The organism is Bacillus sp. SD127 (assembly GCF_058566445.1).
Genome location: NZ_CP191226.1, coordinates 2,779,529 through 2,798,450 on the forward strand (window position 1 = coordinate 2,779,529; position 18,922 = coordinate 2,798,450).

General features: G+C 40.5%; 22 protein-coding genes. 2 read left to right on the forward strand and 20 right to left on the reverse strand.

Going from position 1 to position 18,922, the window contains the following annotated elements:
- Positions 1-17 precede the first annotated feature (17 nt).
- Entirely contained in the window at positions 18-1,037 is a 1,020-nt protein-coding gene (locus ACQVGS_RS14420; protein ID WP_103671626.1) for a MoeB/ThiF family adenylyltransferase, read from the reverse strand.
- 51 nt (positions 1,038-1,088) lie between these two features.
- The gene (locus tag ACQVGS_RS14425) at positions 1,089-1,688 is read right to left on the reverse strand and encodes a molybdenum cofactor guanylyltransferase (RefSeq protein WP_263463629.1); all 600 of its coding nucleotides are present in this window, start codon (positions 1,686-1,688) and stop codon (positions 1,089-1,091) included.
- A gap of 132 nt (positions 1,689-1,820) precedes the next feature.
- Here ACQVGS_RS14425 and ACQVGS_RS14430 point away from each other — a divergent pair, with 132 nt between their 5' ends.
- Positions 1,821-2,786, forward strand: coding sequence for a coiled-coil domain-containing protein (locus tag ACQVGS_RS14430; protein ID WP_024121231.1), 966 nt, complete (start codon positions 1,821-1,823; stop codon positions 2,784-2,786).
- Between the two features lie 41 nt (positions 2,787-2,827).
- Here ACQVGS_RS14430 and rok read toward each other — a convergent pair whose 3' ends face one another.
- The 3 genes from rok to ahpA all read right to left on the reverse strand — a co-directional run bounded on the left by rok (position 2,828) and on the right by ahpA (position 4,937).
- Complete coding sequence (gene rok, locus ACQVGS_RS14435; protein WP_024121230.1) at positions 2,828-3,403, reverse strand: transcriptional regulator Rok; 576 nt, start codon at positions 3,401-3,403, stop codon at positions 2,828-2,830.
- A gap of 451 nt (positions 3,404-3,854) precedes the next feature.
- Complete coding sequence (gene ykuV / locus ACQVGS_RS14440; protein WP_103671624.1) at positions 3,855-4,313, reverse strand: thiol-disulfide oxidoreductase YkuV; 459 nt, start codon at positions 4,311-4,313, stop codon at positions 3,855-3,857.
- A gap of 81 nt (positions 4,314-4,394) precedes the next feature.
- On the reverse strand, positions 4,395-4,937 hold the full coding sequence (ahpA, locus tag ACQVGS_RS14445; protein ID WP_010334066.1) for a biofilm-specific peroxidase AhpA: 543 nt from the start codon (positions 4,935-4,937) through the stop codon (positions 4,395-4,397).
- 244 nt (positions 4,938-5,181) lie between these two features.
- Between ahpA and ACQVGS_RS14450 the strand changes: the two genes are divergently transcribed.
- Positions 5,182-5,985: a mechanosensitive ion channel family protein gene (locus ACQVGS_RS14450; protein ID WP_024121228.1), complete on the forward strand. Its 804-nt coding sequence runs from the start codon at positions 5,182-5,184 to the stop codon at positions 5,983-5,985.
- Positions 5,986-6,019: 34 nt separating this feature from the next.
- Here the strand turns inward: ACQVGS_RS14450 and ACQVGS_RS14455 are convergent, their stop codons facing one another.
- The 15 genes from ACQVGS_RS14455 to ACQVGS_RS14525 form a co-directional block, all read right to left on the reverse strand.
- Positions 6,020-6,265: a YkuS family protein gene (locus ACQVGS_RS14455; protein ID WP_010334064.1), complete on the reverse strand. Its 246-nt coding sequence runs from the start codon at positions 6,263-6,265 to the stop codon at positions 6,020-6,022.
- A 60-nt stretch (positions 6,266-6,325) separates the two neighbouring features.
- Positions 6,326-7,450, reverse strand: a complete 1,125-nt coding sequence (locus ACQVGS_RS14460) for an N-acetyldiaminopimelate deacetylase (protein ID WP_106020381.1) — start codon at positions 7,448-7,450, stop codon at positions 6,326-6,328.
- A gap of 70 nt (positions 7,451-7,520) precedes the next feature.
- Complete coding sequence (gene dapD / locus ACQVGS_RS14465; RefSeq protein WP_024121226.1) at positions 7,521-8,231, reverse strand: 2,3,4,5-tetrahydropyridine-2,6-dicarboxylate N-acetyltransferase; 711 nt, start codon at positions 8,229-8,231, stop codon at positions 7,521-7,523.
- Positions 8,232-8,336: 105 nt separating this feature from the next.
- On the reverse strand, positions 8,337-8,792 hold the full coding sequence (locus tag ACQVGS_RS14470) for a flavodoxin (protein WP_024121225.1): 456 nt from the start codon (positions 8,790-8,792) through the stop codon (positions 8,337-8,339).
- A 15-nt stretch (positions 8,793-8,807) separates the two neighbouring features.
- Positions 8,808-9,701, reverse strand: a complete 894-nt coding sequence (locus tag ACQVGS_RS14475) for a WD40/YVTN/BNR-like repeat-containing protein (protein WP_127695333.1) — start codon at positions 9,699-9,701, stop codon at positions 8,808-8,810.
- Positions 9,691-10,167 (reverse strand): flavodoxin, encoded by a 477-nt coding sequence (locus ACQVGS_RS14480; protein WP_127695335.1) that lies wholly within the window; start codon positions 10,165-10,167, stop codon positions 9,691-9,693. The genes ACQVGS_RS14475 and ACQVGS_RS14480 overlap by 11 nt, the downstream gene beginning before the upstream one ends.
- 115 nt (positions 10,168-10,282) lie before the next feature.
- Positions 10,283-11,164 carry a transcriptional regulator CcpC gene (gene ccpC / locus ACQVGS_RS14485; RefSeq protein ID WP_044156069.1) on the reverse strand — a complete coding sequence of 294 codons (882 nt, stop codon included), beginning with the start codon at positions 11,162-11,164 and terminating at the stop codon, positions 10,283-10,285.
- Between the two features lie 146 nt (positions 11,165-11,310).
- The gene (gene cbpB, locus ACQVGS_RS14490) at positions 11,311-11,754 is read right to left on the reverse strand and encodes a cyclic-di-AMP-binding protein CbpB (RefSeq protein WP_024121221.1); all 444 of its coding nucleotides are present in this window, start codon (positions 11,752-11,754) and stop codon (positions 11,311-11,313) included.
- A 138-nt stretch (positions 11,755-11,892) separates the two neighbouring features.
- On the reverse strand, positions 11,893-12,084 hold the full coding sequence (gene abbA, locus ACQVGS_RS14495; RefSeq protein WP_003218673.1) for an AbrB antirepressor AbbA: 192 nt from the start codon (positions 12,082-12,084) through the stop codon (positions 11,893-11,895).
- A 139-nt stretch (positions 12,085-12,223) separates the two neighbouring features.
- Positions 12,224-12,742, reverse strand: a complete 519-nt coding sequence (locus tag ACQVGS_RS14500; RefSeq protein WP_103671622.1) for a ribonuclease H-like YkuK family protein — start codon at positions 12,740-12,742, stop codon at positions 12,224-12,226.
- Between the two features lie 109 nt (positions 12,743-12,851).
- Positions 12,852-13,091 carry a YkuJ family protein gene (locus ACQVGS_RS14505; RefSeq protein ID WP_003218671.1) on the reverse strand — a complete coding sequence of 80 codons (240 nt, stop codon included), beginning with the start codon at positions 13,089-13,091 and terminating at the stop codon, positions 12,852-12,854.
- 190 nt (positions 13,092-13,281) lie between these two features.
- Positions 13,282-14,190, reverse strand: a complete 909-nt coding sequence (locus ACQVGS_RS14510) for a manganese catalase family protein (protein ID WP_103671621.1) — start codon at positions 14,188-14,190, stop codon at positions 13,282-13,284.
- A gap of 247 nt (positions 14,191-14,437) precedes the next feature.
- Complete coding sequence (locus tag ACQVGS_RS14515; RefSeq protein ID WP_024121218.1) at positions 14,438-15,661, reverse strand: EAL domain-containing protein; 1,224 nt, start codon at positions 15,659-15,661, stop codon at positions 14,438-14,440.
- Between the two features lie 152 nt (positions 15,662-15,813).
- On the reverse strand, positions 15,814-16,362 hold the full coding sequence (locus ACQVGS_RS14520; protein WP_024121217.1) for a hypothetical protein: 549 nt from the start codon (positions 16,360-16,362) through the stop codon (positions 15,814-15,816).
- 95 nt (positions 16,363-16,457) lie between these two features.
- Positions 16,458-18,773 (reverse strand): glycoside hydrolase domain-containing protein, encoded by a 2,316-nt coding sequence (locus ACQVGS_RS14525; RefSeq protein ID WP_151174985.1) that lies wholly within the window; start codon positions 18,771-18,773, stop codon positions 16,458-16,460.
- Positions 18,774-18,922: the final 149 nt, after the last annotated feature.

Consider the following 18,922-nt stretch of genomic DNA (forward strand, 5'->3'; position numbering starts at 1 on the left):
TCTGAACCCTCCTGTTGTTACAATCCGATTACTCTTGCCAACACAGAATTAGCTTCTTTCACATCACTTGTTCCGTGAATCAGAGCTCGTCCGTCATTAAAAATGACGATTCTGAAATTTTCATAATAGATATGAAGCAAAAATGCATTGGCCTCTACCTTGCCGATTGTTTTCAGCCGACTGGCTAGCTCCTGCTTCGGTATTCTTTTTAATGACTCTGATCTGACTTGAACCGTATCACGGCCGCACAGTACAGCAGCTTTTGGCGTGTTCCAGTCTTGAAGATAAGGATAAACTGCGTGTACGCCGCATGACGGACAATCTTCGACTCGTACATTGCTAACGTTGATTTTCATATGTGAATTGTTCCAGACATCAAACGTGACAAAGCCGCGCTGTATCGCCTCTGTGTTTCCCGTTAACAGTTTCAGCGCTTCCGCCTGCTGATAGGCTGAAACCATATGGACCGCAGGCGGAATAATCCCTGCTGTATCGCACGTCGCTCCGCCGACAGGAATTTGCTCAAACAAACAAGACAAACAAGGTGTCTCCCCCGGAATAATTGTCATGAACATCCCTTGGCTGCTTACACAAGCGCCATAAATCCACGGTGTCTTTGTTTTCTGAGCTAGATCGTTGATAAGCATGCGTGTTTCAAAATTATCTGTTGCATCGATGACAACATCCGCTTTTTCAATCAGCGGTTCAAGCGTTTCAGCCGTCCCCTCTGTAACGTATGCCTCAATATGTATGCCGCTGTTAATAGCGGATAAATGTTCTTTGGCAGCCATAGCTTTTGGCATGCGGAGTTCCGCATCGCTTTCTGTATAGAGCTGCTGCCTTTGCAGATTGCTCCATTCTACATAATCACGGTCAATGATGGTGACGGTTCCAACTCCCGCTCTCGATAGCCCTTCAGCTCCGGCTGTTCCGAGCGCTCCTGCTCCTACGATCAGCACGCGGCTGTCTGCCAGTCTTTGCTGTCCCTCTTCTCCAATTTGCTTAAATCTGATTTGCCGTGAATAACGCTCTTCCATCAAACCTGATCTCCTTATCTTTTATGTCAATCATACCATGATTTCCCCCCGTCAGTCCCAGCAGGAGAATGTCTTGAGTTCATTCAAACGCCTATAGTCATGTCGTGTATTAATATTCATAAACTCTTCCGGCACTGCCGCGATTTCCTCTGCCTGTACGTACTGAACTGAAATACGGTCTAAGAAATCTGATAGTTTTAATTTTTTCTCAGATAGCTGTTCATATAGAATAGGCATGATCCTTTTATGATACAGTGCTATCAATGGCTGCACTCGTCCGCCTGATATCGGGATGACTGCGTCCGTATCGGCAGTTACCATGCGCCTGAGCTCCGCCATCATCCTTTTTCGTATCAGCGGTGTGTCACAGGATAGAATCGTATAAAGGTCACCGTCTGTCTTTTCAAAAGCAGTATAGATACCAGCCAATGGGCCCATTCCTTGGAACGGCTCCGCGTCTTGATACACTTCGGTTTCGCCATTCTCTTGAAATCTATCGATAAACTCGGGACGGCTGATGATGACCGCTTGCTCACCCAGCGACTTTTTAGCCCATTCGTAAAACATGCGGCCTCTCCATTTTACAAACGCCTTGGGCTCCCCAAACCGGCGTGAGGCTCCTCCTGCTAAAAGTACATTTATATGTTTCATGCTCTCACCTCTAGTTACCAAAAGCATAGCAAAAGCAAGGCCCCAACGCCAATGCTTGTCTGTTTATTAAAGAGGAATAGCTGTTCAGTATTTGCATATTGTAATGTTAACATCATGAGGGAGATGGTTCGATTGAAAAGAACAGGTCCTTTTTTCCATGACGTGTCACAGGAGAACCTTTATTTAAAATCAGAGCTGTCAAGGTGCCGTAAACTAATTTCCGAGCTTGAGGCAAGCTACTTCCATCAGAAAAATAACAAACTGCTCAAAGAAAATACCAATATGAAAGAAAAACTTCAGCAGCTGTCCGCTGAGCTAAAGCAAATGTCAATGAAAGAACAACACGCCTCCTATACGAGCCATACACTGCATCAAATGAGAGCCGAACTGCTCGATAAAATCGTCACCTTGCAGGAGCTTCTTTCCGCAGAAACCTACAAACGCAAAACCGAAATCGAAGAAAAACATAAGCTTCATATCGAAAAAATCAAAATTGAGGAAGAAAATAAAAATTTGCATAAACAAATTATTCATCTTAATACCTCTATCCAGCGGGAACAGAACGAATTGTTTCAAGCGAAGCAGCAAGCTGAAACGATAAAAGCCGAAAACGGACGCTTGAAAGAGCAAATGATAGAAAAAGAATACCAGCTAAAACATATCAAAATAGAAATAGATCATATGAAAGATCGAATCATAGAAACGAAAGAAAGGCTGCTTGAAATAGAAAAAACGAAAGAAAAACTATTTCAAGAAACTATTATTTCGTACAAACGACAGCTTGATGAAAGTGATGCCTGGATTGCTTCTCATTTTGCCGATATTGATGGCGGTGCGAAACAGAAAGAAAAAACGGCAGAAGAAGCTCAAACCGTTTACGCACCGTCAAGTCATGTAGAGACCATCCTTGAAGATGTCACAAAACAAGTAAATGAGCTTCAAAAACAGCTGACCAGAGCCCAATCATCTGACCAGCTTATCAACCATAAAATTGAAGAGCTGAAGAGCCGTGCCGCCGAAGAAAAACCTTATCAAAAATGGGTGTATAAGCTTAATCTTGAAAAAGAAAACAAACCTTCACCGAAAAAAACCCAATAATAAAAAAACTGCTTGAACTCCCAAGCAGTTTTTCTGTGTGCTTATTCTGTTGCTGATTCAGCTGATTCGATGTCACCCTCTAAAATGTACTGGCCGCGATACGGTTTTTTCACTTCCGGATACATTTTAATTAAACTTTGCATAAACGTTGTCATATTAGGGATTTCAAGACCGCTTTCCTTTTCAATCTCTTTTTGAAGTTCGGAGCTCTTAATTGCCGCGTTGTGGCGTTTTAATGTTTTAATAGCCGCTTCACGCAGTTTAGCTGCTTTAGATCCCGGTCTTGCCGTTCCTCTTCTTCTTCTAGTCGCTCCATCTGGTATACCGGCAGGAAGAGAGGAAATAGATTGAAGCTGAGGCTGGGCGGACTGCTGCTGTGATGGCGGCTGATAGCTTCTGATTTCCTGAGCTGCAAGCTCGGCGAGAACTGGCAGAGAGTCAGTTTTTCTTTCAGAACGGAACTCCTTTTTCGTTTCGGAAGTGCTTCCATTTCTGTCCAGCTCTCTTAATTTTGCGTATATTTTATCGCGTTCAATTTGATATTCACGAATGACTTTTACTTCAGCTTCATTTAATTGTTCTAATCGCAAGCGCAAAGCTTCTCTTTCATTAAACATTCCTCAATGTACCCCCTATCAGAATTAACATCTTTAATTAAGATATTAGATTACAAAAGTAATTTTATCAACTATTATTTTAGCATTTTACTATTATATTTACTCTATGAAAAATTCCTTATTTTCTGAAAATGTTTCATTTTTTAACAGACCTCTTTATTCACAAGGGTTCAAGAGCTTATGTCAGTCATTTGGAATAAAGTTGAAAATATATCTTTTAATTACTTCTTTAATGAAATTTAGTGTAATATCTACAATTTTCGCGTGCAGGGATATGAAAAATATCTAAATATGCAGAAAAACATAAGAAATTAGGTCTCGTTTTTAGAAGATAAATCATTAAAAAGCGTTTTTCTTATACCCAAATATGGAAAAATAAGCTTCTTACTCTTTTCCTTTTTTGCGCAAATAAAAAAACCTGATTAGGATCAGGTTTTTAATTTGCGCACAATTATTCAGCTTCTTGTTCTGTTTCAGCCAGAACGCGGTTCACACGTTTTTCAAGCATTTTCATGCCGCTGCCGCCGGCTTGAAAATGACGAAGCTGTCCGGTTTTATCAAACACATAGTACGCAGGCACATACTCGTTTTCAAATGCGTCGGTTAAGGTATGGTCGCTGTCAACAAAAATAGGCTGAGTAATGTCATGTTCAGCAGCTACTTCTTTGATTTTGTCGAGATCCAGGTCATCTTCGGAACGAGGCATATGAACAGCTACAACGTTCAGCTTGTCTTGATATTTGTCACGGAATTCATTCACCTGCGGCATTGCTTCTTTGCACAGGTGGCAGCTGATGGACCAGAAATGAATAAGTGTCGGTTTTTCTCCAATCAGTTGTTCTTTTGTTACTTCACCATTGAACCAAGCTTTTTCTCCTGTCAATTCAGGCATTGGCTGACGTAATTTCATCGCTTTTCCCTCCTAGTGAGCAGTAAGAGTCAAAAAGGCCTAACGAATTGTTAGACCTTTTTCTTTCGTTCTCAAAAAGAATTAAAGTGTTTTTTGACCTGGTTTCCAGTTAGCCGGGCATAGTCCGCCTGTTTGAAGTGCTTGAAGTACTCGAAGCGTTTCATCAACGTCACGGCCGATGTTGTTATGGAAAACCGTTTGATATTGTAGCTCGCCTTCAGGATTGATAATAAACAATCCGCGAAGTGCAACGCCTTCTTCTTCAATTAAAACGCCATATTCACGGGATACTTCATGGTTAGTATCAGCAGCAAGCGGATATTTCAGCTGACCAAGACCATTTTCTTTGCGGTCTGTGTTGATCCACGCCAAGTGAGTATGGATTGTATCAGTTGAAACGCCGATCACTTCAGCATCAAGATCTTCGAATTCGTCATAACGGTCAGACATCGCTGTAATTTCTGTCGGACAGACAAAAGTAAAGTCCATTGGATAGAAGAAAAGAACCGTCCATTTATCGTTTTTCATGTTTTCTTCAAGACTTACTTTGCCAAATTCCTTATTTGCAAGGACTGCTTCCATTTCAAAACGAGGAGCTTGTTTACCTACCATACGTTCTGCCATATGTATCCCTCCAATTGATAGTTTGGCTTTAAAAGCCAGATGAACAAGAAAATAAAGGAAAATATTCCTTATTTCGTCAATAACCTCGCAATGACTATTATATCGAACCGCATTTTCCCAGTCAATTTTTAACAAAGAATACATGTCTTTGCCTTCGACATTTTACGGTAAAAAGTTTAACATGTTCATGTATAGGGAAACAAACTTTAACATGCTGCAACACATTCAGAAAGGAAGCTCCAACATGGATTTTATTACACAGTATGATTGGACAGGTCTTGTCACCAGTGCGGGTGTTTTACTCATTAAGCTCGTCATTATGATTTGCTTATATTTTATCGTTCGATCTGTAGGCATGAGAATTATTAAACATCTATTTGCAAAATTTGAAGCCCAAAACAGCCTGTCTATCGGACGCGCTCACACGCTCCGAAGCCTGACACTTAACGTATTTGCTTACATATTGATTTTTATTTTTTTCGTTATGGTTCTGGATTTGTTTCATTACGACCCGAGCGCTCTTTTAGCAGGTGCGGGAATCGTAGGTCTGGCGGTCGGTTTTGGCGCCCAAGGCCTTGTCAGCGACATCGTGACAGGTTTTTTTATTCTGCTTGAAAAACAATTGGATGTCGGAGATTATATAACCGTTGCGACCTTTGACGGAATTGTGGAGCAGGTCGGTTTAAGAACGACCCAAATCCGCAGCTTTGACGGCACACTGCATTACATTCCGAACCGGAACATCACAAATGTAAGCAACCATTCCCGCGGAACGATGCAGGCGCTGGTTGATATTAAAGTCCCGGCTGAAAGAAACCTCGATGAAACCATTCACATCTTACAACATGTATGTGACGAAACGGCAGCTGCTCTTCCACAAATAAAAGAGGGTCCTAATGTCATTGGCATTCAAGAGCTGGGAACCTCTGAAATTGTGATCAGAGTCATTGCAAAAACAGAAAATATGGAACAGTGGCGGGTCGAACGAGTGCTGAGAAAAGAAATAAAAACCGCACTCGATCGCGCTTTTCCTAAAGAAACAGAATAACAAAAGAACCGAAGCTTTTGCTTCGGTTTTTACTTTACTGAATTCTGCTTTCAACTTCGCTGCAAATTTCTTCAGCAGTCATCCCGGAAGCTGTAATGACCGGTGCTTGTGTTACTGTATCGGCAATACCTTGCACATTGTTGTCTAGCCCTGTTACGACACAGCAGTCACAGCCTTTTGCATCTGCAGGACTTTTCATCATGACAACGTCATATCCTTTTTCTCTTAATGCAGCTTCTACATCTGATAACGACTGTTCAATTCCTATTTTTTTTGTCATAAAGAACACCTCCGTTAAATAGGGTGCTCATCATATGGCATTTTATTCTTTCCATTGTACTTAATTGGCATAAACAGAAAAATAACCTGTCATCACGTTAACCGCTGTTTCGATCGCATTTTCATCAGGATTCAGCTTCGCGTGATGGAGTCCGTGCGCGGAATCAGCGCCGAGCCAGAACATGAAACCCGGGTATTTTTTCAGCATGTAGCCAAAATCCTCTCCTGTCATCGCTTCTTTTGCTTCGATTACTTGTGCCAATTTTTGCTCAGCAACAAAAGACATAAACTCCTCTGTGAGCCCGCTTGTATTGTAAACTTGGTGATACACAGACGGATACGTCACTTTTCCTTTACACCGGAAGCCGATTTCGATTCCCTTTACTAAATCTTCGATCCGTTCCTTTACCTGCTTCATGGATTCTTCAGAAAGCGTGCGGATTGTGCCTTCCAGGTGAGCTGTTTGCGCAATAATATTTTGCGCGGAGCCGCCCGTAATCGTACCGATAGTAATCACAGCGCTGTCCAGCGGGTCTGTGTTTCTGGAGATGATCGTTTGCAATTGAGTAACGAGTGTGCTTGCCGCTACAACCATATCCTCAGCTAAGTGCGGATAAGCGGCATGCCCCCCTTTGCCTTCCAGGTCAATGACAAGCTCTGATGTATTCGCAAAAAGCAAACCGCTTTTTGTCGCGATGGTGCCGACCGGAAGCTCTGGAGCAATATGAAGCGCAGTGATGAGATCAGGCTGCCACTTTTTTAAGACGTCGCTCTCAAGCATCGGTTCCGCTCCCCCTGGCCCTTCCTCTGCCGGCTGAAATAAAAAGAGCAGATCATGCTTAACAGGGTGATGAACAAAGTGGTCGATGATGCCCAGCGCAATCGTCATATGCAAATCATGTCCGCAGGCGTGCATGTTGCCGTGATGCTCTGATGCGAATGGCAGCCCTGTCTGCTCTTCGATTGAAAGCGCGTCAATGTCCGCTCGGTATCCGAGCATTTTGTCCGGCGCTGTTCCGTTCACTTTCACAAAAAGTCCGGTTCTCCATTTCTCAATTTCAATTCTGTCTTTCGGATATTGCTCCAAGACGTTTAATAAATATTGCTGTGTTTTGAATTCCTGAAATCCAAGCTCGGGAATACGGTGCAGATCTCTGCGAATTGCAATGAGCTCCTCTTTCTTCATTTTCATTTCCTCCTGCCTATACGAATAAGGCGTGGATATATCATCCACGCCTTTTTGATCAAATCATTCCTTACAGCTGGCGTAATTCCTGCTTGATTTCGGTTTTGCCTTTTGTTTTCTCATCGATATCTTTAATTTTCTTAGCAGGTGTTCCCGCAACAACTGTGTATGGCTCAACATCGTTCACTACGATCGCTCCCGCAGCGACAACAGCTCCTTTACCGACTGTTACACCTTCGAGTACGACAGCATTTGCACCGATCACAACGTCGTCTTCAATGACAACCGGTTTAGCGGATGGCGGCTCAATAACGCCCGCAAGCACAGAACCCGCACCGATGTGACAGTTTTTACCGACAGTAGCTCGTCCGCCAAGAACAACGTTCATATCGATCATTGTACCTTCTCCGATAACTGATCCGATATTGATAGAAGCCCCCATCATGATGACTGCGTTATCGCCGATTTCAACTTGGTCGCGGATGATCGCACCCGGCTCGATGCGCGCTTTGACATCTTTAAGATCAAGCATAGGAATCGCAGAGTTGCGGCGGTCATTTTCTACCACGTAATCTTCGATTTTGCTTTGGTTTTCTTCAATTGCTGTTTTGATTTCGCTCCATTCACCGAAAACAACACCAGTGTTTCCGTTTAGAAAAGCTTTCGCAGATTCACCGAAATTGATTCCTTCCAGCTCACCTTTTACATAAACCTTTACAGGTGTAGATTTTGTGCTATTTTGAATAAATGAAATAATTTCATTTGCGTCCATCATTTTCATATGTATAGTCCTCCTCCTGATTTTCTACCTCATTACTGTATCAAAGGAAAGATACAAAGACAAGAAAAAAAGGAAACAGCCGCTCGGCAGTTCCCTTTGCATCTATCAGACAGCACAGCCGCTTTTTCTGGCAAATTGTCTGCCGAATTCCTTTAATACTTCTTCTTCTTCCCCTTCAGGATTCATTTCAACCTTTACGGAAGGAAGCACAATTTCGCCGCCTCGTTCTTTTATTTTCTCTTCAAGCGTATCTACAGCACCGCAGAAATATTCATATGCTGTATCACCGGAACCGAAAACGGCGCATGTTTTTCCGGTAAAGTCAAGGGCTTCCATTTCTTCGGCAAGGTCAAGAAATTCGTCAGGCAGATCACCGTCTCCCCATGTATAGGTTCCTAAGATGATATGTTCATAATCATTAAACAGCTCGGCATCATCAATGTCCATCGCTTCAAATCGATCTACTTCCGCTTCCGCCTCCTGAAGACCCTTTTCAATCAAATCAGCCATGGCTTCTGTGTTGCCTGACATCGTTGCGTAAACCAGCAAAATCTTCCCCAATTCCGTATTCCTCCTCTAATGAATCATTGCTGAAACTTCGTACGGCTGGACAAATTTACATTCATACAAGCCTGCACAAAAGAAATTTTCTTTTTGATTGGCGACTCTCCATCCATGACCTTTAATGGTATCGAACCATTTTAGCTCTCGGGCCTCAAGATCAGCCTGATAAATCCTCGAATAGCCATTTTCGTCTTGAGCCGTTGTGACATAAATAATGCCATCATCCTCTGAAATATCAAGAAACGATTCTTCTTTTTTGATCATGCTGGAATGTATCGTGACTTCTTCAGCCGTTAAAATATGTTGTGCAGTGACGGCTCCGCGCTTTCCTTTTGCAGAGCCCATTGCAGCAACCAGCCATTTTTCATCGAACACAAGCATGGATGCCGTCATACGGCTGTCTTCTTTTTTTACCATTCGGACAGCGCCTCGTTTGAAATCGTAAGCCCAAATCCCTCCGAAACATTCGTGTATTTGTGTACCAATATAAAGATTCCCGCCATGCAGACACAGTGAACGGATAACAGGCGGATGTTCAAATTCCGCAAAGGGTTTGGCAACCCGCCACGAAATACCGAAGTCTTCTGATACATAAATGCAGTGCTTGCCATGGGCGCAAACAAATCCATCATTCCTGCCGGTAATCGACCACACTGTCGCATTTGTCGGGAAGCTCGACATCGTCCAGCTTTTCCCTTCGTCAGATGAACGAATGATCGTTCCCTTTTCACCGACACCGAATAAGTAAGGACCGATGTAACTGATGCAGTGTATTTTCGCTTTTAAACGAAAAAGCTTTTTCCAGCCTTGTTCCAAAGAATAATGAAAAATGCCTTCTCTTTTTACTGCCACAAAATAGCCAGAAAACGCCGATGCCGCAACAGCTGTCGCCCCTTTATGAAACATGGCTTTTTCCCTTGTTCATAAAGTCTGCCCATGCAAGAAAACCTCTTGCAAATTCTCTGCAGCTTTCCACGTCATCATCCGTTTCAGGGGCAAGCTCAATTTTAAGTGTTTCTTGATAGACAGCAGCTCCCGCCTCTTGCAGCATGTCACTGAACAAATTGACAGCTTCGCAAAACTTTGGATAAGAGTAATCCCCCGAGCCGAAGCAAGCTGTTTTCAAACCGTTCAGCTGGAGCTGCTGAACCTCTTCGAAAAAGTCCTCTGCTTCGTAAGGCAAATCGCCATCTCCCCATGTGTAGGTGCCAATGAGCACATAATCATAAGAAGTCAGAGCCGATGCCTCCGCGTCATCCATATCGATGCAATCAATGTCTAGACTATACTCCTGCAGCGTATCTTTTATAATTCCGGCAATGTCTTCGGTATTTCCTGACATGCTGGCATATGTAATCAAGGCTTTTGCCATGTTATCACCTCATAATTGATAATGATTTTCAATATCATATGTATCACTTTAAATGATAATGATTTTCATTGTCAATATATAAATAAAAAAAGACAGCCTTGTGCTGTCTTTTCTCTTAAAATGGATGCTCTTGATCAAGCATCTCCTTTACAACTGAAACAAAAGCTTGAACTTGCTTCAGTTCAAAAGCAGGTTCATAGCCTAATAACCAGGTATCCCGCCCGATAGGATTGCCTTTCACGTCTAACAGAGGCATTTTATTGACTTTGTCTTCGTTCTGAAGGGTAACAGACGGCAAAATCGCATATCCGATCCCATGCAGCGCCATCTGTTTGCACGTTTCAATCTGATCAACCAATATAGTCTGTTTTGGCGACGTTTTAAATTTTTGATGCCACCAATGCTGAATCTCCTGAAAATAAGTGCTGTCGCTTTTAAATTGGATAAACGGCCGTTCTGTATGAGCAATATCTTCTATACAAGAGATTTCAGTGTCGACTAAATACAGATGGTCTGTCATTAAATAGTCTTTGCGGCCTTTCCACTCGGGGTTTCCTCTAATAATGCCAATATGAACCTGATCCTCATAAAGGCTTTTCAGCATTTCGCTGCTCCAGCCGGTAATGAGCGAGACCTTTGCATTCGGATACTTTTCCACATACGTTTTTAGAACTTTTGGAAGCCAATGCTGGCCGATGATGGAGGCGACGGCAAGCTTCAGTGTGCCGTGAATTTCCCCTTCGAGCTCATCGATATTTTCTCTAATTCTGTCCTGCTCTAACGTAACGTCATTCGCAAACTGAATGATTTTCTCTCCGGCCGGCGTTACTGTCAATCCTTTTTGGGATCTTAAAAATATCTTTGTCCCCCACGCCTTTTCAATGGTTTGTAAACGCTGAGATAAAGCCGGCTGGGATACAAAAAGCCGTTCCGCCGCCTTTCTCATATTTAACTCCTCAGCTAAAACTACGAGCATATGAAGCTCTTGAAGCTGCATGTCGTCCTCCTTTTTATTATCAATAAGTTTTTCTTATCTTCTATTCTAATAAAATCTTAGTTTATGATTCAAGTCCTTTTCACCCCAATTTATGTATGCGCTTTCTTTATTGCTCTGCAAATAGAATAAAAAATAGGCTGAGCAGCCTACTTGTTTAATGAGCGAATATGCTTATTCAATTCCTTCAAAACCACTCTTCTTGTGAAAATCCCCTCAAAGACCTGATCATCATTTTCAACGCAAACAAACCCGTTATCAATGACCATGCTGAACCCTTTGATAATCGGATCATTTATATGAAGACGCGGAATATCAGTCAGCATAACTTCCTCAACGGTAATTTGGTCAAGCTTTTCAAATTCAATTCTTTCAAGACCAAAAATGCTGTTCATGATCATATTGGTTCCTATTAAGCCGTGTAAACGATATGACGCATCCAGCACCGGGATGGCTGTGTACCCTGTTTTTGTCAGCACTAATAAAGCGTGCTCCAGGTTGTTCCCAACTTGAACGTGCGCTACTTTGTCCGCCTCAATCATAAATTGTCCGACTGTTGCCTCAAGAAGCTGATCTGATTGCAAGCTTATCATGTTTTCGACCCCTTTTCATTTTCATCAACACATACATTCCCTATACTACAATAATATAAACTTTATCAGTATTTGTCGAAAAGTTTCCCTCAATAAAAAAGATACTCTTTGGAGGAGTATCAATTATAAGGTGTGCCATTAATTTTCAAATCGAAATCGGTCGTATAGCGTTACAAGTTTTTTGTAGGTGGTTCCGTCAACGTTTTTGGTTCCTGTCTCTATATCGTTGATCTCACTGCTTAAAAGCTCGATAGCATACTCATGATTGATCAGGATATTCAGCAGAAGTTTTTGTTCTTCTTCTGTAAATCGTTCACCGATAAGACTCATTCGTAATCAGGCCCCCTGTTTTATACTGAATACCTCTGAAAGCAAGAAAACTTACTTTCAGCTCTACCGCTAGAATAAGTAATCAGAAAACAATCGTCAACCGCATAATTCGACATTTCCCTCGGCTTGCGAGCCGGAATTATTTTGTGAAACGATTTGCATAGCTGAAGGCTGTGTATGAATCCGGTTTGATTTTAGCCTCAATCCCCATTGAAGTAATGCGCCCTGTCATTTCTTGAATCAGTTCTTTTGTAAGCCCTTTTTTCCCAATATCCAAGTGAACCTCAAATGTAAGATCCGCCCCTTCGCCTGTAAAAGGCAGGAGCAGATCGGTAATATCCATCAAGTGTCCATCCAGAATATAGGCGGCTGTTTCTTGACTGTACGCCGTTTCTAACGAAATCTTTTCACGAAGGCTATGTATGGGTCTGTCGACTGCGCGGTTTTTCAAGCAGCCCCAAGCTCCCTTGCCTGTACGATGCAAATGTAATGCAGTAATAAACTTTGTGTAATCACGATAAACCTGTGAATCGGTTCCGATCGATAACACATATGAAGAACGGGGATCCCTTCGAATAAAGGCTTTAAGCCGCTCCATCACATCTTGAAAGGTCATCTGTGCTTCTGAAAGATTATAAAACAGAAAAGAATCGGCCATGACGACACTCCTTTTCAAGGATTTACAACCATGAAACAAGTATGTTCCTTACCGTTTATTTCGATTACATGCTGCAAAGCGAAAGCTTGTTTTCCCTATATCAAGAGTCTTACTGCAGAAGTTCAAAGATTTCGATTGAAACCATGTCGATATTATCAAACGGATATGTGTTCGGCTTTTCACCTTTTTGGAAAACCGTCAGTTCAAATGTTTGATTTTTTTCGAAATATTTAACACTGCATATTTTCTCACCATTTACTTCGAAGTAGCGCTGCATTGGCTCGTTAGCCGCTTCCGCCGTTTCTTGCAGACTTTGCAGCCGTGTGATGATACCCATTAATTGTGACATTCTAAAAAAAGACTCCTTTCAAAAAACAACTTCAAATCAACAAGTATTTATTATAATACAAGTTCTATTGAGCATCATACCATAAAGTCGGACAGGATGGCATTTTCCCTGCTGAATTTAAGAAAAGAAAAAAAGTGAAAAAACTATTTTTACGTAGTTTGAGGCTTTTTTTGGAATGTCATACACACAATTAAGATTTTTTTGATATTCCGGCAGAATCCAACAGCCTTTTTGCAATTTCGTCAAAATCCTCTTTTGAAATCCCGGGAGCAAATTCCTCCGGCACTTCTCTGAAATCAGGAACGGGCGCTCCCTTAGGGCTCCCCTCAATGACATGAAGCTCACTGCCGTCTATCGGATGCTCACCTTTCCAGATTTTATTGATATCCTTGTAATCCGTATCACTGAATGTATACAGCTTCGTATGAATTCCCTGCTCTTCGAATTTTCTGGCTGTATCAAAATGTTTATTATCAAGATTCGGGATCGGAAGCATTTTGCCGATATTTACGCCAGTCGCAATCTCAAGCGCTTTGGCATACGCCACGATATGAACGCCGCCGCGCACGAGCAAATAACCGATCATTTCTCTGGCCACCGGATGATCAGTCATTTCATACACTCTCATTTTGTGAGTTCGGGCGCCGCATTCCAGGAAAAAGTTATGGAGCAAATCCAGCACCAGATTTCCGCTGTTAAACACATTTTCACCGGTCCAGGCTTTCCCCATCGAATCAAACGGATAAGACGTTTGAGCCGTTTCAATAAAATGCTGGGAATTTCGTTTATTTTTTGCATCTCTCATCGGTGTAACGTCGGGATCACCTTTAAATGTCGAACCTGTCAGCATTAAGGATATCGTATTAGACACAAGCTCAACATGGCCGAATTCTTCAGCGGTAATGCTTGATACGAGATCGTAAAACGGTTTTAATTTTTTCTTGCTGCGAAAGTTAAAGGACTGGAACATATAATTATTGAGAGTGGACATTTCACCAAATTTGCCGCCTAACAGCTCTTGAACCGCTGCTGCCGCATTTGGGTCAGGATGTTCTGGGGTTGGAAGGTCAATCAGCAGTCTGTTGCTCCTTTTGAACATGTTTTTACCTCCTAGTGCCGTTGTTTACCACTAATAAGGTTTATTGTTTCTACGGATTGTCTTATGCGTTGACAAATAAAAAACTTGGCGGGGGTAGCGCCAAGCTTTTCGGATCTTGATCTGATAGAGGGGTTGGGGAACAGAGAGTAGCTTCTCTCTATAATTAAATGATAATGATTCTCAGTATCAATGTCAATCGTTTTTTGATATTTTTTTCAATTCATAAAAAAAACGGCTCTTCAGCCGTTTAAATCAATCCATCCTGCTCATATAAATAAGAATACGGCAGGTCTATAAATAAATATATTTGATCATCCATCGGATATGAAAACGTTCTGATCATTTCGCCTGTTTCCAAATCGCTGTACAAATCACTGAAAAACCCTTTTCTGAGGTTTCTCATTCTCATGATGTTCTCCAGAAAATAAGGACGCCAGCTCCAGTTCTTCTCCGTATACTCCGGCTGATAAATCCATTCTCCGTCTTGTTTAAAAACATTTCCAGTCAGCTGATCGCCTTCTCCATCACAGATGTAAATTCTAAAGCTGCAATCCGTCAGCTCTTCCGCCAGCTTTTTAATAAAATCATCATCGGGAGACTGGCTGTTTTTCCGCAATGATGTAACAGCTTGGTGCACCCGTTTGTAAAACTGTTCAGAGTGCTCATAGACGGTTTCTAGTTTCTTTTTCTCATGTGTAATAAATTGGTGAAATTCTGTCTTAAGTCTTCGCTTCAATACATCTCTCTCTAAAAACGTTTCTGACGGGGACACCAAATAATAGCCCTGAAAATAGCGGCCGCCGTTTCTCCATGCGTATTGAAGCTGAAAATTCGCCTCAATATCTTCGTAAAGCAGCGCCGCACCAATTTTTCTTGCTAATAATGAAATGCTGTACAGCACATGCTCATAAGACGGAGATGGCTGTGAGATTTTCAGCGCCTGTAAATCGATTTTTAACAAATCTGGCGATAGCAGCGCAATTCTGTCCAGATTGCTGCTTTCTTTTCCGATATTATCAACTGCTATTTTGATTCCGTATGTACGATAGTAGGCAAGCATATGGTAAAGCTGCTCAATGTCCCCTTCAAAATTGTGTTCCGTAATTTCAAGCACGAAACGATGAAGTTCGATCCCTCTCGCTTCATATTCTTTCAGAAGCTCAAGAAAGCTTTCGCCGTGATCAAGCATTAAAAGATTGGCATCCTGATTCATAAAAATCAGCAGATCAGAATCCGCTTCTAAAAAGCGGTCAAGAGCCTGGCGGATAATTCTGTTATCAACCTCTAATTTATATTCTTCGGGTATCCCCGCATCTAAAAAAAAGGGTCCGAGACTTTGAATTTCTGAATCTGCCAATATACGTCCCAGCACCTCATATCCGACGATTTTCTGCTCCTCGGCACTGAAAATCGCCTGGTAATATGGGAGGACATCATCAATGTTCGTTAAAATATCAAGTGGATCCAACATGTTATCACCTGCTTCTCTATCTTTGTCTGATTATACGCACAATTATAACTACACCACAAATTTCAAAAAAATCATAGTATGGAAAAGAGGGTCGTATGGAGTATGTTAAAAGAAGAGGAAAATTTTTTTGAGATTATCAATCTACAGACTGGTTAATTAAGAATTTTATTCATTTGTTTCACAATAACCAAGACAAATACAAAAATAACAGCATTATAACTAGCAGCTGTCCAAAAGTAAAGATTCCAGTCAGTGCCTTTATACATCCAATCATCATCATGTTTCATATTATAGAAAGTTCCTTTTTTATCGTAAGTGCCAAATGTAAGAGTTGTTAAACCGGCGACACTCTTTGAAACGTCAACTCCATACATTGAACCGACATTGTCAGTATAGTTTATTTTCATATGCGTGTAATCAGATAAAACTTTTTCTACCCGCTTGGTTGGCAGAGACACATATAATACAGCTGACGTATCTCCTCCGGGCCCAGCCAAATACTCTCTAGCTTTAATAAATTTTGTTTCATCAGGAAAATCTATGTGGTATAGTTTTTCAAATCTTATTATTTCATTAGAAGTAAGATTTGTATTTTGATAATACTCTGGGGAAAAAGCACAAATAATAAAGTACCAAATATTAAAGATGATAACTAAACTGCTTAAAAATAATACAACTAACTTTTTTAACAATTTCTTCAATGAATCACTCCTTAATCTTTAAAAATTATATCATAAATTTGAATAGAAAATAAAACAAGCGAACGACCAGTTTTAACGTTCGCTTGTTTTGCAGTTTATTCAGATATCATTTTTTTCTCAATAACATCTCTAAATGCTTGTGCTGTTATTTTTCCAATCTCTTCACTATAATCCTCAACATCAAAAGCACGTTTAAAGGCTAACCTAATTGGAACAACAACTGGGTCAAGGTTTGTATTTAAATAATACTCTGCTTCAGAGAAAATTTTGTCTAACGAACCATCAAATCTATTATTTACAAATTGAGTGAACCTATTCATACAGTCATTATTACTATAATAATCTCTAATTGCGATATTTAGAGGTTGTGCATTAGCACCAACTGATGTTTTATTCGCTAGATTAATTGCATCTACATCACTAAATAAATCATCTAGGCTAAATTGATACATATTACCTATTATTTTCATAGCCGCATCATAAGGCGAATTAAATTCTTGAGCGTGTAATTTCATGTCCTGTATTGTTGTTAATAGATCTCCAGTCCAACCAGCAAAATCTCGTAGTGTTTGAGAGTAACCACCACTATAAATAATGGCATTATAAGTTGCCATAAGATGCTGCGTTCCTATGACAGTTTTTGATATAGGATCAACAATTCCATTTACTAGGTCTTCCCCTAGCGCTTTATCTGCCCATTCACGATAAATAGGATCAATCTGGCCTGCGGTAGGGACCCACTTCCACCCTTTGTAGTCATCCTTTCTTAAATACTGGGCAACCAACTCATTAGCTAATTGTGTTTTTTCTACCCCATTATTTAAATCGCTTTGCATTTGAGCATATTTTTCAGCAGTTTCATATAAAACATCAATTTGATCAAAAAACTTCTTATTCTCTGAAGACACTATATTTATGGTATTAACTCCATTATCCAAACCTGAACAAATATCATTATCAATTTCAATCATTCCAGAACCATTTCCAACAGTAATTGTTGAAATTTGGTCAAACGCCCAATTGTAAGGCAAAGGATATCCTAAGTTTCCGCTAAAGCCAGTAGACATACCACTTACAAAACTTGCAAATGCTAAACCTTTTTTAGAAACTATAGTACATACATTCCTAGGGGCATAAATACCAATTTTGTAAGTTGAACCTAAAAAACCGTTCATTATTTCATTTATACCTTCGAAGTGTGGAATAATATTGTTGTTTAAATCGTTACCATATGCATCATAATCTACTGCAAAGTATATTACAGTGTTATTTTTAAACCCGTATTCTTTTGCTGCTTTATAAGCAGCAAACGCATCTTTCTTTCCTTGTTCTTTATTAAAATAATTTGTTGCTCCCCCATAGGTTTGATAAATCGGAAAAACATTTAAACCTGATTTTAAGATTGTTTCTAATTCACCTGGTTGTATTTTTTTATTTAGTGTACTCCCCGGCGCATTTGTTAGATATCGCCCTACAATCTTATAACCTGCCCTCTTAAGGGACTCCGCCCTGTCCGATGTAATTTGAGTAATTGAGTCACAAGCAACTCCTTTTCGATTAGGGTCTCCAGTACTTACTAGAAGTGAAGCCCATGTTTGAAAGTCGGCAGTACCACTCTGTTGTAATTTTGCAAAAGACTGAAAAGCCTTTACTTTTGATCTTACAGATTCAGAGTATACTCCATCAAAAGGAACATTGTAGCCATTAAAGATTAGAGCAGCTTGAAATAAATGAATAAAACTGTTTTTTTCATCTGTTTCTCCAATTCTTAATACAGGAATCAATCTTTGAGTAGTTGGTCCAAAATTCCCATTAGCTATACTATCACTTAACCCTTCCTCGTACTGTATTGCATAAACAAGAGACTTTTGAGTATCCCTTGAATACAGGCCATCACAGGGCATAAAATAGAAATTCTCTCTATTGTTATATTTATTATTTAGCCATTGCTGTATTGAACGAACTTTCTCTGACGCCCCATTTAAAAGGATATAAGAGTCCATGTTTAATAAAGCTTTAAACACTTTAGGCGTTACTACACCGTCTGTTTTAGAAAGCCCCATATGCAATTGCATTTCTGCTATCGCGCCTTTCGTTCCCTGTCCAAATGTACCCGTTAATCCACCTGGACCATAACCTTTACAATATAGGGCACCTTGAACAATTTTCACAATATTTTTTTTTGAATTAGATGACATAGAAATTGGGCCTAACTCTCCAAGCTTTCTCAAAGTTGTAGGACCAAAGCTGTCGGAAGTCTGTATAATTCCCAATTCTAGTTGTAAGGCTCTAGTTAATGCATACATTGTTTCCCAGCCAGTTTTCCCATTTTCCTCAATGGGATTATAGCCACTTTTCCCCTTGTACGTTTCATTGAGCCATTCCTGAGTTAATAATACCATTTCGTCCATTATTTAACCTTCCTCCCATAATAATATAAACCTAATTAATTCATTCCTATAATTTCTCTTTTTAGTTAAAGAGGTAATTATATGAATGTTTTAATCTAAGTTCTTCATACTTCGCCTCCCCTTTTGAAATATAACTTTCATATATTAGG

Bases quoted from the DNA above. Each gene is read 5' to 3' on its own strand.
- abbA (WP_003218673.1), bottom strand. From the start codon at position 12,084: ATGAGTCTTATCGGTGAACGATTTACAGAAGAAGAACAAAAACTTCTG.
- ACQVGS_RS14460 (WP_106020381.1), bottom strand. From the start codon at position 7,450: ATGAAGAAAGAGGAGCTCATTGCAATTCGCAGAGATCTGCACCGTATT.
- ACQVGS_RS14505 (WP_003218671.1), bottom strand. From the start codon at position 13,091: ATGTCACAATTAATGGGTATCATCACACGGCTGCAAAGTCTGCAAGAA.
- ACQVGS_RS14425 (WP_263463629.1), bottom strand. From the start codon at position 1,688: ATGAAACATATAAATGTACTTTTAGCAGGAGGAGCCTCACGCCGGTTT.
- ACQVGS_RS14455 (WP_010334064.1), bottom strand. From the start codon at position 6,265: ATGACAAAAAAAATAGGAATTGAACAGTCGTTATCAGATGTAGAAGCT.
- ahpA (WP_010334066.1), bottom strand. From the start codon at position 4,937: ATGGCAGAACGTATGGTAGGTAAACAAGCTCCTCGTTTTGAAATGGAA.
- ACQVGS_RS14510 (WP_103671621.1), bottom strand. From the start codon at position 14,190: ATGTTCAAAAGGAGCAACAGACTGCTGATTGACCTTCCAACCCCAGAA.
- rok (WP_024121230.1), bottom strand. From the start codon at position 3,403: ATGTTTAATGAAAGAGAAGCTTTGCGCTTGCGATTAGAACAATTAAAT.
- cbpB (WP_024121221.1), bottom strand. From the start codon at position 11,754: ATGATAAGCTTGCAATCAGATCAGCTTCTTGAGGCAACAGTCGGACAA.
- ACQVGS_RS14500 (WP_103671622.1), bottom strand. From the start codon at position 12,742: ATGGCCGATTCTTTTCTGTTTTATAATCTTTCAGAAGCACAGATGACC.
- ACQVGS_RS14450 (WP_024121228.1), top strand. From the start codon at position 5,182: ATGGATTTTATTACACAGTATGATTGGACAGGTCTTGTCACCAGTGCG.
- ACQVGS_RS14420 (WP_103671626.1), bottom strand. From the start codon at position 1,037: ATGGAAGAGCGTTATTCACGGCAAATCAGATTTAAGCAAATTGGAGAA.
- ykuV (WP_103671624.1), bottom strand. From the start codon at position 4,313: ATGAAATTACGTCAGCCAATGCCTGAATTGACAGGAGAAAAAGCTTGG.
- ccpC (WP_044156069.1), bottom strand. From the start codon at position 11,164: ATGCAGCTTCAAGAGCTTCATATGCTCGTAGTTTTAGCTGAGGAGTTA.
- ACQVGS_RS14480 (WP_127695335.1), bottom strand. From the start codon at position 10,167: ATGGCAAAAGCCTTGATTACATATGCCAGCATGTCAGGAAATACCGAA.
- dapD (WP_024121226.1), bottom strand. From the start codon at position 8,231: ATGAAAATGATGGACGCAAATGAAATTATTTCATTTATTCAAAATAGC.
- ACQVGS_RS14525 (WP_151174985.1), bottom strand. From the start codon at position 18,773: ATGGACGAAATGGTATTATTAACTCAGGAATGGCTCAATGAAACGTAC.
- ACQVGS_RS14475 (WP_127695333.1), bottom strand. From the start codon at position 9,701: ATGTTTCATAAAGGGGCGACAGCTGTTGCGGCATCGGCGTTTTCTGGC.
- ACQVGS_RS14515 (WP_024121218.1), bottom strand. From the start codon at position 15,661: ATGTTGGATCCACTTGATATTTTAACGAACATTGATGATGTCCTCCCA.